Below are 12,953 nucleotides of genomic sequence, written 5' to 3'. Positions count from 1 at the left end.
CGTGCCGGCACACCGTCCTTTCGCTCCGCGCGCCGGCATTCCAGGCTCCCGCCTTGCGTCCTCGAAAGATGCGCCGCGCCTGCGGCTTCCCCCCCCACACCGGGGAGTGGCCCGCGTCTATCTCGCAATTACGCTCTCTACAGCCAACCGCGCCGCACAACGTCCGTAGCGGCGCCCTGCCAAATACGCGACCCTGAGCGCGAACCCTGGAGACAAGCCCCTTGAAAGCGCCCGCCATCGACACGCCGCATCAGGTCACGACGTACCGGTCGACGCGCATTCCCGCGTGGACCATCCACACGGAAGTCCGTCCCGATGGCAGCCTGCTGCTGTCCGCCCCTGCGGCACCCGCCATCGCGCAAAACGGTTTCGTCGATTTCCTGCCTCACTGGGCGCGCCTGCGCGGCGACACGCCCGCTTTCAGCCAGCGCCAGGCTTCGGGCGACTGGCGCACGGTGACATGGAATGCCCTGTGGGAAAGCGTGAAGGTCGTGGCGGCTGCGCTGCTTGACTTGGGTCTGAGCCCAGGCAAGCCGATCATGCTGCTTTCGGGCAACTCGATCGAACAGGCCGTGATGCTGCTCGCCGCCGAATATATCGGCATTCCGACGGCGCCCGTCTCGCCTTCGTACTCGTCCGTCAGTCAGGACTTTGCCCGCCTGAAGAGCATTGCGGCGCTGCTCGATCCCGCTGCGATCTTCGTGCAGGAACGACAGCCGTTCGAACGCGCGCTCGTGGCACTCGACATGCCTCAGGTGCCCATCATTGCAGTCACGGATGCGCTGGAAACGCGCTATGCGTGGGATTCGCTTGCATCCGTGGAATTGACGCCGTCGCGCATCGCCGCGCTCGCGTCAGCGCGTGCCGCGATCCAGCCCGCAGACACGTTGCGCATCCTGTTCACCTCGGGCTCGACGGGCACGCCCAAAGGCGTGCCCGCGACGTATGGCAACCTGAAGGCGTCGATGGCTTACTTCGCGCACGTGTTCGGCGCGCTGGCGCAGCCGCAGCCTGTGTTCCTCGACTGGATGCCCTGGCACCACACGATGGGCGGCATCTTCGCGCTCGGCCGCATGATGGTCACGGGCGCTAGCTACTACATCGACGACGGCAAGCCGCTCCCCGGCCTGTTCGAGCGGACGCTGCGCAACCTGCGCGACATATCGCCGACTATTTTCAGCAGCGCCCCTTCCGCGCTGTCGATGCTCGCAAGCGAACTCGAACGCGATCCCGAGCTTGCCGGCAAGCTCTTCTCGCGGCTGGTCAGTTTCGGATACGGCGGCGCAAGCCTGCCCAAAGACGTGTGGGAACGTATTCAACGCGTCGCCGAACGGACCATTGGCGAACGCATCGCGTTTTGCACCTCGCTCGGCGCAACCGAAACGAACGGCACGGGCACCTATTCCGGCTGGCCTTCGGACGATCCCGGCTCGATCGGCGTGCCGGCGCCCGGCCTGCAGATCAAGCTCATTCCCCTCGATGGCGGCGACGGCCGCTATGAAATCCGCATGCGCGGCGCGGCCCTGTTCGGCGGTTACTTCAAGCGGCCCGATCTGACCGCGCAGGCGTTCGACGACGAAGGCTATCTGTGCCTGGGCGACGCCGTACGCCTCGTCGATCCCGCCGAACCGGCGCGCGGCCTGCGTTTCGCCGGCCGCGTCGTCGAGGACTTCAAGCTGACCAACGGCACGTGGGTGCGCACGGGCGCCGTGCGGCTCGCGCTGATCGCGCAATGCAGCCCGCTCGTGACGGATGCCGTCATCTGCGGCCATGATCGCGAGTATGTTGCCGCGCTTGCGTGGCCGAACGTGACGGCCTGCAGGCAGCTTGCGCCCGAACTCGCGTCGCTCGACGCGGCCGCGCTGGTGAGGCATCCCGTCGTGGTCGATGCGTTGCGCGAGCGCCTGCGCGCACAGCGGGCTTCGGGCGCCAGCATGATGGTGCGGCGCATCCTGCTGATGGCCGAACCGCCATCCATCGACGCCAACGAAATCGCCGACAAGGGCTACGTCAACCAGGCGGCCTGCCGCACACGCCGCGCGCATCTGATCGGCGAACTGTACGAGGCGTCGCCTGCCGCTCACATCGGCTGCGCGTGAACGCGAGAATGCGAGCGGGAAGGTACGCGTGCCGGTGCAGTTCATTCCCTTGATCCCGCTCCATTGATCCAGAACGCAGATGTCCGGTGCGTCGGCGCACCGCCGTACAATGTCCGTGGCCCGGTATGACGGCCGTCTCACTCCCGACGCAACCGGCGTTCCTCGAGCTTTCTTCTACTTCGCGTCGTATGGATTCCAGCCAGCCACCCAGAAAAGTGCGAACCGCCGACGCCGATCATCGACGGCAGCCGCCGCGTCCGGATGCGCGCGCGCTCGCGCGCGAGCGGCTTCTCACGCAACTGACGGAAGCCCGCCGCAAGCGCTGCGTGATTCTCGAGGGACCGGCGGGCTGCGGCAAGACGACCCTGCTGCTCGCGTGGCGTCAACAGCTTCTGCCGCTGGGCTTCGATGTCGCCTGGCTCACGCTCGGCCCTGAAGACAACGATCTCGCGCAATGGCTCGAAGACCTCGTCGCGTGCCTGGCGCGCGTCGATCCCGTGCTCGTGCGCGAAGCGGCCCTGCTGGCGGGCCGCGGCACGGACGACGAAGCGGTCGAGCGCACGCTGGTCACGCTCGTCAGCGGCGCGGGCGCCTGGTCGCGTCATCTCGTGCTCGTGCTGGACGATATGCAGTGCGCCACGAATCCCGCCATTCATGAAACGCTGCAATGGCTGCTCGACTACGCGCCCGCCAATCTGCATATCGTGATCGCCTCGCGCGGCGCGGTGCCGGTGTCGCTGGGGCGGCTGAGGGACCAGGGGCTCGCGCTGGAACTCAACATGCGCGACCTGCGCTTTACCAGTGCGGAATCGGAAGCGTTCGTCACCGCCCAGCTTGGCAAGGTCGGCGCGCAGGCGGCCAGACGATTGCACGAACTGACGGATGGCTGGGTCGCGGGCCTGCAATTGCTCACCGCGCATCTGAAGCGTGAGAAACGCGATCTGACGGGCGGATCGATGTCCGCCACCTTGAGCCGCAACCATCTGCTCGACGCGCGCGGCTTCGCAGAGTACTTCGAACGCGAAGTGCTCACGCAGCTGGCGCCTTCCGAAGTCGAACTGCTCGAACGGCTCGCGACCTGCGCGACGTTCTGTGCGTCGCTGTGCGCCGCCATCGCCGGCGACAACGAACAACGCAGCGAGATGCCCGCGCTCCTCGCCAGGCTGGAGAGCAACAACCAGTTCGTCGAGTCGGTCGAGCCACCGGGCAACGAAACCTGGTACCGGCTCAATCCGCTGTTCCGCGAGACGTTGCTGCAGCGCTTCCGCATGACGAACGCGGCACAGCAACGTGCCGTTCATCTTGCCGCATGGCAATGGTTCCGCGAGCACGACCGGCCCGACGATGCGATCCGCCACGCGCTGCTCGCGGGCGAAACGACGGCGGCCGCCGACCTGGTGCTGCAGTGCGCGCAGAAGATGCGCCTGAAGGGCGATCTGCGCAAGCTCGTCGGCCTGATGCGCCTGCTGCCCGAAAACGAGATCGACGCGCGCGTCGGACTGCGGCTCTGGAAGGCGCGTCTGCAACTTTACGCACACGAGTACGAAGCCTGCGCGGCGAACGTAGCAAGCCTTTGCGCCGACATCCCCGCTGACGACGAATTGTCGCGCTACAGACTGGCCATTGTGCAGGCGATCCTCGCCGTGCAGCGCGACGACGTCGATACTGTCGCCACCGTCGAACCCCGCCTGCTGCGTGCGCCGGACGACTGCGAGAGCGTGGATATCGGCGGCGGCAAGAACATCCTGTCGTGGCTCTATATGCATCAGGGCCGCTTCGAGCAGGCGCGCGCGATCCAGAGCGCGCCGTCCGCACCCGCCGCCGACGGTTCGCCATTGCTGGGCAGTCCCGCCGGCAGCCTGTATGGCCGCTGCATCATGGGTCTGAGCTATTCGCTCGAAGGCAAGTTCGTGCAGGCGGAGCGTATCTGCCGCGATGTGCTGGCGCAGGCCGATCAGCGCGGCAACGAAGCCGTCGAGCCCGCGTGTCTCGCCGTTGCATTGCTGGGCGAAGTGCTTTACGAGTTCAATGAACTCGCCGCCGCGCGCCAGCTGTTGCAGGAAAGAATCGAAGTGCTCGAGCGTGTATCGATTCCCGATTCGGTGCTGCGCGTACTCAGCATCCTGTCTGCCGTCCATTGGGAAGCGGGACATCGGCTCGACGCATTCGCCTGGCTCGATCGACTCGAGGAATACGGCAGCAAGTACCGGCTCGACCGCCTGCTCGCGCACAGTCTCGCGCAGCGCGTGCAACGGCATCTGCAATGCGGGCAGACAGGCGAGGCCAGAGTCGCGCTTGCGCGCCTCGACGCGTTGTCGAAAGACACGTCGTCGCGTACGGATGCGCTCAGCGCTCATATCGCTCTGCAGGCATCGCGAGCGAACATCCTGTGGAATATCGCGCATGAAGATTTCGGCGATGCTTCGTCGCGCATCCGTCCGCTGATCGCGACCTGCGAGGAACGCGGCTGGCAGCATCTCGTCGCGCAGTTTCAGCTGTTGGGCGCAATCGCCGATGCCCGCCTCGGGCGCGAGCAGAACGCGAGGGATGCCGTACAGGCTGCGTTGCGCCGCGGACATCGGCTCGGCCTGATGCGCACGCTGCTGGACGCCGATCCGCAAGCGCTCGAATTCATCGTGCACGTGTCGCAGGACGCGCCCGATGATCCGTTGCTGTCGTTTTATGTGGGCCGTCTGCAGGCCGCGCGATTGACGACGCTGTCCGAGCCCGGGTCACAGCGTTCGAAAAGCGCTGCGCAGCAAACGGGACTGGATGGCGCGGAAGCGTTGAGCGACCGCGAAGCGGAAGTGCTGCATCTGCTCGCTCAGGCTTTGCCCAACAAGCGTATTGCGCGGGCGCTGGCCATCTCGCCGGAAACGGTCAAGTGGCATCTGAAGAACATCTACGCGAAGCTGCATGTGTCCAGCCGCGACGAAGCCGTCGCGCGGATACGCGACCTGGGACTGAGCACGGGCAACAGCGTGCTTGCGCCCGATGAGCACGCCTAACGCTGTGCTGTCTTCGCGAACGATTATTCCTGCACCTGCGCGCCACGCCAGATCTGACATTGCTGGCGCGCTACTTCATGCAGCGACGCATGTTTGCCGTAGATCCGGCGCAACCACATGGCGTCGCTGACACCGTTCGTCACCGTGCGCCTGACGATATCCAGTCCTTCCTCCGCGCCCAGAATGCGCGCATGCGGAGCGACGGCATCCAGCGTGGCGAGAATCTCGTCACGAATCGGCGCGCGCTGACCTGTCTCCGGATTCACACATTTTCCGTCGAGCCCGAAGCGGCACGCCATGAACCGGTTCGACCGGTAAACCTCATAGTCGCGTTCGCTCAGATGCAGAGGCTTGTCGATCAGCACATAGCGCGCCACCGACTGGATATAGGCAGCAATCGCGGCGGCCCACTCGACGCGCAGCGGCGTATCCATCACACGCACTTCGATGGTGCCGTAGCCTGGGCTTGGACGGATGTCCCAGTAGAAATCCTTCAGGCTTTTGACGAGACCCGTGTTCTCCATGCGCGCGAAATACGCTTCGAACTCGGTCCACGTCGTCACGAACGGCGCACACCCCGATAAAGGAAACGGCGCAACCGAGTTGAGCCGCGCGCACTGGAACTGCGTGTCGCTGCCCTGCACATACGGCGACGAAGCCGCGAGCGCGATGAAATGCGGCACGTAACGCGAAAGCGAATGCAGCAGAACGAGCGCCGAGTCGGGGTCGGGACAGCCCACATGCACATGCTGTCCGAAGATCGTGAACTGCTGGTATATCGCGCCGTATAGCTCCATCAGATATTCGGAGCGTTCGCGCCCGTCGGAGCGCTGGTCGTACCAGTTCTGGAAGAAATTCGTGCCGCCGCCGCACACGCCGACGTTCAGAAAATCGGCGGCCCGGATCAGCGTGTCGCGCAGGCCAATCAATTCGCGTCTCGCCTGATCGAAATCCTGGCATACGCCCGTCGCCAGTTCGATCATGCCTTCCGTCGTCTCCGGCTTGATCGAGCCCGCGAACTTCTGCTCCCGCACGCGGCTCAGCAACTCAGTGGCCGCTTTCGTCAGGTTGTAGTCATGCGTATTGAGGACCTGAACTTCGAGTTCGACGCCCATCGTGAACGGTTCGGATGACGCAAATGGCTGCAGCATGGAATGTCCTGTTGCATCACGATGCTCACGCCGGGTCTTGACGTGCGAGCCGGCGTTGCCGCATCTGGTCGGAAAAAAGTTGTCATCGGGCGCTGCGCGCAGGCAGCGCGAATCGAGGCCTCATCCGTACGTCGATCGAAGACCGGAGAATTTTCATTGTAGGCGCCGTGTCAGCTTCGACACGACGGTCAACACAACTTCATGAACGGAGATCAACAACACGAGCGATCGGCTCGCCGGTTGAAACAATCCGTCGTTGCGCGGCTATCTGCGCGAGCAGCAATCCTTGGGCCTGATGTGATGACGCGGCCGAAGCCGCGTGCAGTCATTGAGCGTCAAGCGGGGAATCGACATGAGCGTGCGCGACGTCACGCTCTCCCGTCCTGGAATGTTCGCCGAACTGCAGCGCCGCAAGCTGTGCATAAAGCGGCGAACGCTGCAAAAGCTCCGCGTGACGGCCTTGCGCAACAATGCGCCCCTGATCGAGCACGATAATGCGATCCGCCTGCTGCACGGTGGCGAGCCGATGCGCGATCACAAGTGTCGTGCGATTCAGCGCGGCGTTGTCCAGTGCCGTCTGCACGAGGCGTTCGCTTGCGGCATCGAGCGCGCTTGTCGCTTCGTCGAGAAGCAGAATGGGTGGGTTCTTCAGAATCGCACGCGCGATGGCAAGCCGCTGACGCTGTCCGCCCGACAGCCGCACGCCGCGTTCGCCGAGGAACGTGTCATAGCCCTGCGGCAGTTCGTCGATAAAGCCGGCGGCTGCCGCCATGTCGGCAGCGCGTTGCACTTGTGCGAGCGTCGCGTCGGGCATCCCGTAGCGGATGTTGTCGAGCACGCTGCCCGAAAAAATCACCGACTCCTGCAACACGACGCCGATTGCCTTGCGCAATGAATCGAGCGGCACCTGACTGGTCGGCACACCGTTGATCAGGATGCTGCCGGACTGCGGATCGTAGAAACGCAGCAGCAGCTGAAATAGCGTGGTTTTGCCCGCGCCAGACGGCCCGACCAGCGCGACATGCTCGCCCGGATGCACATCGAGCGAAAAGCCGGAGAGCGCCGCGATGCCCGGACGCGACGGATAGGAGAAGCTCACGTTGTCGAAGCGGATACCGTCGCCTTGCGCCGGCAGCGGCACCGTCGTCTGCGCTTCCACCACCGGCGAGCGCGCCGCAAGCAGCTGCAGCAGCCGTTCCGTCGCGCCCGCAGCACGTTGAAGATCGCCCCACACTTCGGCGACAGCGCCCACGGCACCCGCCGTGAACACCGCATAGAGGATGAACTGCGACAACTGGCCCGCGGTCATCTTCCCTGCCAGCACTGCCTGCGCGCCCAGCCAGAGCACGAACACGATCGCCGCGAACACGAACACGATCACCACGGCCGTCAGCGAAGCACGCGCGCGGATGCGTGTGAGCGCGGTATCGAAAGCGATGTCGACCGCGCCGCCAAAACGTTTCGACTCGTAGCGCTCCTGCGTGTACGACTGCACGGTCGGCATCGCGTTGAGCACCTCGCCCGCCAGCGCGCTTGCGTTTGCGATCTTGTCCTGGCTCGCGCGCGACAGCCGCCGCACGCGTCGCCCGAAGATCACGATAGGCGCCACCACGACGACCAGCGTCACGATGATGTAGCCGGACAGCACCGGGCTCGTCGCGACCAGCATCGCCACGCCGCCGACGGCCAGCAGCAGGTTGCGCAGCCCCAGCGACAGGCTCGTGCCCACCACGGTCTGGATCAGCGTGGTATCGGTAGTCAGGCGCGACAGCACTTCGCCCGTCTGCGTGGTCTCGAAGAACTGCGGGCTCATGCGCATTACGTGGTCGTAGACGGCGCGCCGCAAATCGGCCGTGACCCGTTCGCCGAGCCACGACACCCAATAGAAGCGCAGCGCCGTCGCAGCGGCGAGAATCAGCGAGACGACGAACAGCGCGATGAAGTAGCGATCGATATGCGTACGGTCGCCACTCGCAAAACCGCGATCGATCAGATACTTGAACGCGACGGGCAGCGCCAGCGTCGCGCCCGCCGACGTCAGCAGCGCAAGAAACGCGAGCGCCCAGCGCTTCGCATACGGGCGCAGAAACGGCAACAGGGCGAAAAGCGGCGTGACGCGTGACGTGCGCGCGGCGGTATCGGGCATCGAAATTCCTGGTTGAATGGGCGACAGCGTGGGCGACAGCGGTATTGTGTCAGTCCGCGTAGTGTTCTTCCGTCGCCGGCTCATCATCGTAACGTTTTCGTTCGACGCGCGCGGCAACCTCCAGCAGATGCGCGCCCGCAGGCGTCAGCATCGGACGACGCCAGCCGCCGGCTCGCGGCTCGACGGAAATGAGCCGGTAATCGAGCAGCGTATCGAGTTCGACACGCGTCGTGTCGAGCTGATCCGGCGCGCTGCGCACGAGCATCAGGGTCGCCAGTTCATGTGGACTGAGCATCGTCATGTTCTCAACCTCATGTGAAAGCGAAGAGTCAGCGAAGGGTCAGCGAAGCGTCAGCGCGCCCTGACGAGCGTGATCGCGTGCTCGGGACATGCCGACACACACAGCCCGCACGCGCGGCACGCATCCGCACGCGGCACGTAGGCGACCTTCATGCCATGCACGCGCAGCTTGAAGCGTTGCAATGGCCGCAGCGTCTGGTAGTCGGCTGCATCGATGCGGCGGATATCGAATACGTCTTCAGGGCACACCACCGCGCAATCCGCCTTGCCTTCGCAGCGGGCGAAGTTCACATGCGGCACGATCACGCCGGGCGGCTGCTTGCAGGCTGAAGCGGCATCGCGCGTCATGTGCCCGCTCCTTCGTTCGGGCGCGAACCCGGCATCGAGTCGTTGCGCAAGCGCTCACGCTCCTGCTGCGTCATCTGCTGCCATTGCTGCCAGTGCCTTGCCTTGTAGCAGCCGCCATGTCCGCGGAATCCGCCGAACAGGATCCGGCACAGCACGAGCAGACCGATCGCGCGCGGATAGTCGATCAGATGCGCATCGACGATGAGCGTCGGGATGATCCAGTTCCATAGCCTCATCACGATCCAGCCCATCAGCGCGATGATCAGCACGATCAACAGCGCCCTGGCGAAAAATTTGCGGCGGAATCTCATTCTTTTCTCCTTTGATTCAGATCTCGAAGTCGTCCCACGACGATCGCAGGCGCTCGCGCAGATACAGCACCGCGTAGCGCTTGCGCGCGAGCAGCGTGTTGACGCCGATACCCGTCGACGCCGACAGTGCCTTGAAGCTGTGTCCGTCCAGTTCGTGTGCGATAAAAACCTCGCGCTGGTTCGCGGGCAATTCGTCGAGCGCGGCGCGCAGAGCGTCGAGCAACGCCGCGCGTGCGTACGCCGCCTCGGGGCCGGCATCGGCCGAGGGCAAGGCAAGGTCCAGGCGATAGTCGCCGTCCGTTTCGTCGATACCGACGGGTTCGGGCAGCGGCGCTTCCTTCTTCTTGCGGAAGCGGTCGATGATCCGGTTGCGCGCGACGCGAAACAGCCACGCGCCCACCTGCTCGACGGGCTCCGGCAGACGCCAGGCCTCGACGAGTTCTTCGAACACGTCCTGAAGGATGTCGTCGGCTTCGTCCTGATCGAGGACGCGGCGACGGATGAAATTGCGCAGCCTCGGGCGCTCGCGGGCGACCGCATCGGCGATTTCGCGGTCCTGCTCGGTCAGCGTGCTCGGGGCGTTTGGCGTTTCCATACCCGTGGTGACGATCCGGGAAGGAAAATATTGTGGCCCGACCCGCTGACCGGCGAAATTTTATTTAGCGAGCGCAATTCCAGATGACGCTACGCCGGCGCGAGACGGAAGAACATCACAGCCCGCGTCAGCTGCGTGCCCTGCTCTTCGAGTGAACGCGAAGCGGCGGCCGCCTCTTCGACCAGCGCGGCATTCTGTTGCGTCACCTGGTCCATCTGCACGACGGCCTGATTGACCTGGCCGATGCCGCGGCTCTGCTCGCTCGACGCCGCCGCGATCTCGCCCATGATGTCCGTCACGCGCGCCACGGCTTGCGTCACTTCCGACATCGTCCGCCCCGCGTGCGCGGCAAGCGTCGAGCCCTCCTGAACCCGCTGGACCGAGTTCGAGATCAGTTCCCTGATCTCCTTCGCCGCGCCCGACGAGCGTTGCGCGAGACTGCGCACCTCGCTGGCCACCACGGCGAAACCCCGTCCCTGCTCGCCTGCACGCGCCGCCTCCACAGCCGCGTTGAGCGCGAGGATGTTGGTCTGAAACGCAATCCCTTCGATCATGCCGATGATGTCGGCGATCTTGCTCGAACTCTGGCTGATGTCGTTCATCGTGTCGACCACCTGCCCGACGACCGCGCTGCCGCGTCCCGAGACTTCCGACGCATTGGCTGCCAGCACGCTCGCCTGCTGCGCGTTCTCGGCGTTCTGCGTGACGGTTGCCGTCAGTTCCTCCATGTTCGAGGTGGTTTCCTGCAGCGACGAAGCCTGCTGCTCGGTGCGCGACGACAGGTCGGCATTGCCCGCCGCAATCTGGCTGGAGCCGGTTGCGATCCCGTCGGCCGCGGCGCGCACCTGGGTGATCAGCTTGACGAGACTGCCCTGCATGTCGCCCATCGACGCCAGCACGCTCCCTTGCGGCGCCCGCTCGATATCGTCGAACTCACTCAGGTCTCCGCCTGCCACGCGCTGCGCGGCGAGCTTCAGCGCGGCGGGTTCGGCGCCGAGCGTGCGCATCAGGCTGCGCGTAATCAGAATGCCCGCCGTCACGGCCGTGACGATTGCCGCGAGACAAAACACGATCAGCATGAGCCGCTGCGTCGCATAGTGCTGATCCGCCTGATCGACCAGTTCGGTTTGCGCGTCGTGCGTGTTCTTTGCGAATCGCTCCGTGGCGTCGACGAGCGCATCGAGCAGCGGCCGGCACTTGTCGTCGAGCAGCGCGATCGCTTCGGTATGCCGGTTGTTCAGCGCCGCGTCGACAATCGCCAGCGCGACGGGACCATACTGTCCCTCGATCCGGTCGATCTCGGCGACGAGATTGCGCGTCGTCTCCGGCGCGTCAGATGCCGCGCTCATTGCCTTCAGCGTGCGCAGCCGGTTCTGGACGTCTTCGTGAGCCTGGGTCACGGCCGCCTTTTCCTTGTCGATGTCGGCGGGCTTTGCGACCAGCACCAGATTGCGCGCCGCAATCGCGCGCCGGTCGACAGCGGTTCGCACCTGCATCACCATATCGGCCCGCGCGCTGGCGCCGCGCAGGTAATCCCGGAAGCGCCGGTTGGCATCGTCGAGCGCCTTGAGGGAAAACGCTGAGACGATCATCGTCATCATGGCGATCAGGGCAAATCCCAACGTCAGCTTCGTCTTCACATTCAGCTCGTTTTTCTTCATCGGCAAATCCCCACGGTTGACGCCTGATTGATCATGCTTTGGCGGCCTGGCAAGACCTTCGTCGCAGCCTGTTCGCCCGTATGCAATCCGCATTTCGGACGACCCGGCAACTCCGCTATCGGCAGGGATCAGAGCAACTTGAGAGACGGCAAAAACGCAAACGTTTGATTAGTGTTTCTCCGGATTACAGATATTCATTCCTTGAAATGCATCTTTTCCGAAAAAAAGATCCACATCAGCGCATTTCCGGAAGACGATGGCCGTTTGCGTCCCGCGTTCATGTTTTCCGCGGCGAGGCCGTTAAACGTCATAACTGCATCGCCCGAGCGTCGCCGCTCACGCCATTTCCTGGAACCCCGTGATGGACCACCAATCGACTGAAGCCCGTACGACCCTGACCAGTTCAAACCAGTTCGAACTGCTCCTTTTCAGGCTCGGCAGCGTGCCGGGCGACAGCGCGCATGAGCTGTACGGCATCAACGTGTTCAAGGTTCGCGAAATCCTGACGATGCCCACCATCACGCCTATCGTCGGCGCGTCGCCTTGCGTGATGGGTGCCGTCAATATTCGCGGCCAGGTCATTCCCGTCGTGGATCTGCCGCGACTGATGGGATGCGAACCCACGCGCGGGCTGAACATCCTGCTCGTGACTGAATTCGCGCGCACCACGCAGGGTTTCGCCGTGCAGGAAGTGGACGACATCGTGCGTCTGGACTGGAACCAGGTGCTGCCCGCTGAAGCGGCGGGCGGCACGGGCCTCGTCACCAGCATTGCGCGGATCGACGGCAACACGGGCGATTCGCGGCTGGCACAGGTGGTCGACGTCGAACAGGTGTTGCGCGATGTGCTGCCCACGCATCAGTCGGACCCGTCGGCGACCGTGCCGGCGAACTTCCAGGTGCCGCCGGGCACCCGCATTCTCGCCGCCGACGATTCGGGCCTCGCGCGCTCGATGATCCAGCAGGCGCTCGGCGATATCGGCGCCGAATACATCATGGCCAAGACGGGCGAAGAAGCGTGGCAGATTCTCTCGAAGCTCGCCGACGAAGCGAAGAAAAACAGGACGCGACTGCGCGACAGCGTATCGATGGTACTGACCGATCTCGAGATGCCCGAAGTGGACGGCTTCACGCTGACGCGCCGGATTCGCGCCGATGACCGCACGCGCGACATTCCCGTGGTGATCCATTCGTCGCTGACGGGCGCGGCAAACGAGGCGCATGTGAGAAACGCGGGCGCCAACGGCTACGTCGCGAAGTTCCAGGCGGCGGAACTGGCAGAAGCGATCCGGCGCGCGATTGCCGCCTGATCGATCGCGTGGCTCTGAAGGAATG

9 protein-coding genes and 1 pseudogene are annotated in these 12,953 nt (G+C 64.5%); 3 read left to right on the top strand and 7 right to left on the bottom strand.

What is annotated here, in order from left to right:
* Positions 1-278: 278 nt before the first annotated feature.
* Together G3O01_RS13995 and G3O01_RS13990 are read left to right on the top strand one after the other, a co-directional pair.
* The gene (locus G3O01_RS13995) at positions 279-2,099 is read left to right on the top strand and encodes an AMP-binding protein (RefSeq protein ID WP_346779184.1); all 1,821 of its coding nucleotides are present in this window, start codon (positions 279-281) and stop codon (positions 2,097-2,099) included.
* Between the two features lie 125 nt (positions 2,100-2,224).
* Positions 2,225-5,107 carry a LuxR C-terminal-related transcriptional regulator gene (locus G3O01_RS13990; protein WP_241023927.1) on the top strand — a complete coding sequence of 961 codons (2,883 nt, stop codon included), beginning with the start codon at positions 2,225-2,227 and terminating at the stop codon, positions 5,105-5,107.
* A 23-nt stretch (positions 5,108-5,130) separates the two neighbouring features.
* Here the strand turns inward: G3O01_RS13990 and G3O01_RS13985 are convergent, their stop codons facing one another.
* The 7 genes and pseudogenes from G3O01_RS13985 to G3O01_RS13955 form a co-directional block, all read right to left on the bottom strand.
* Entirely contained in the window at positions 5,131-6,258 is a 1,128-nt protein-coding gene (locus tag G3O01_RS13985; RefSeq protein ID WP_205805592.1) for a YbdK family carboxylate-amine ligase, read from the bottom strand.
* A gap of 325 nt (positions 6,259-6,583) precedes the next feature.
* Positions 6,584-8,404, bottom strand: coding sequence for an ABC transporter transmembrane domain-containing protein (locus G3O01_RS13980; RefSeq protein ID WP_205805591.1), 1,821 nt, complete (start codon positions 8,402-8,404; stop codon positions 6,584-6,586).
* Between the two features lie 49 nt (positions 8,405-8,453).
* On the bottom strand, positions 8,454-8,699 hold the full coding sequence (locus G3O01_RS13975) for a hypothetical protein (protein WP_205805728.1): 246 nt from the start codon (positions 8,697-8,699) through the stop codon (positions 8,454-8,456).
* 56 nt (positions 8,700-8,755) lie between these two features.
* Positions 8,756-9,052 carry a 4Fe-4S binding protein gene (locus G3O01_RS13970; RefSeq protein WP_205805588.1) on the bottom strand — a complete coding sequence of 99 codons (297 nt, stop codon included), beginning with the start codon at positions 9,050-9,052 and terminating at the stop codon, positions 8,756-8,758.
* Positions 9,049-9,363, bottom strand: coding sequence for a hypothetical protein (locus G3O01_RS13965; RefSeq protein WP_205805586.1), 315 nt, complete (start codon positions 9,361-9,363; stop codon positions 9,049-9,051). The genes G3O01_RS13970 and G3O01_RS13965 overlap by 4 nt, the downstream gene beginning before the upstream one ends.
* Before the next feature lie 16 nt (positions 9,364-9,379).
* Entirely contained in the window at positions 9,380-9,958 is a 579-nt protein-coding gene (locus G3O01_RS13960; RefSeq protein ID WP_205805584.1) for a sigma-70 family RNA polymerase sigma factor, read from the bottom strand.
* 104 nt (positions 9,959-10,062) lie between these two features.
* Positions 10,063-11,619, bottom strand: a pseudogene (locus G3O01_RS13955) (methyl-accepting chemotaxis protein); the annotation flags it as partial.
* Between the two features lie 361 nt (positions 11,620-11,980).
* Here G3O01_RS13955 and G3O01_RS13950 point away from each other — a divergent pair.
* Positions 11,981-12,928, top strand: coding sequence for a chemotaxis protein (locus G3O01_RS13950; protein WP_205805582.1), 948 nt, complete (start codon positions 11,981-11,983; stop codon positions 12,926-12,928).
* Positions 12,929-12,953 lie beyond the last annotated feature (25 nt).

The organism is Burkholderia sp. Ac-20365 (genome assembly GCF_017104715.1).
In the GTDB taxonomy this organism is placed as follows: Bacteria; Pseudomonadota; Gammaproteobacteria; order Burkholderiales; family Burkholderiaceae; genus Paraburkholderia.
Note: the sequence above shows the minus strand (reverse complement) of the source record. Positions and strands in the feature narration are given on the sequence as shown.

Excerpts from the sequence above, each read along its gene's own strand:
- G3O01_RS13990 (WP_241023927.1), top strand. The coding sequence starts at position 2,225 with ATGACGGCCGTCTCACTCCCGACGCAACCGGCGTTCCTCGAGCTTTCT.
- G3O01_RS13985 (WP_205805592.1), bottom strand. The coding sequence starts at position 6,258 with ATGCTGCAGCCATTTGCGTCATCCGAACCGTTCACGATGGGCGTCGAA.
- G3O01_RS13980 (WP_205805591.1), bottom strand. The coding sequence starts at position 8,404 with ATGCCCGATACCGCCGCGCGCACGTCACGCGTCACGCCGCTTTTCGCC.
- G3O01_RS13975 (WP_205805728.1), bottom strand. The coding sequence starts at position 8,699 with ATGCTCAGTCCACATGAACTGGCGACCCTGATGCTCGTGCGCAGCGCG.
- G3O01_RS13970 (WP_205805588.1), bottom strand. The coding sequence starts at position 9,052 with ATGACGCGCGATGCCGCTTCAGCCTGCAAGCAGCCGCCCGGCGTGATC.
- G3O01_RS13965 (WP_205805586.1), bottom strand. The coding sequence starts at position 9,363 with ATGAGATTCCGCCGCAAATTTTTCGCCAGGGCGCTGTTGATCGTGCTG.
- G3O01_RS13960 (WP_205805584.1), bottom strand. The coding sequence starts at position 9,958 with ATGGAAACGCCAAACGCCCCGAGCACGCTGACCGAGCAGGACCGCGAA.
- G3O01_RS13950 (WP_205805582.1), top strand. The coding sequence starts at position 11,981 with ATGGACCACCAATCGACTGAAGCCCGTACGACCCTGACCAGTTCAAAC.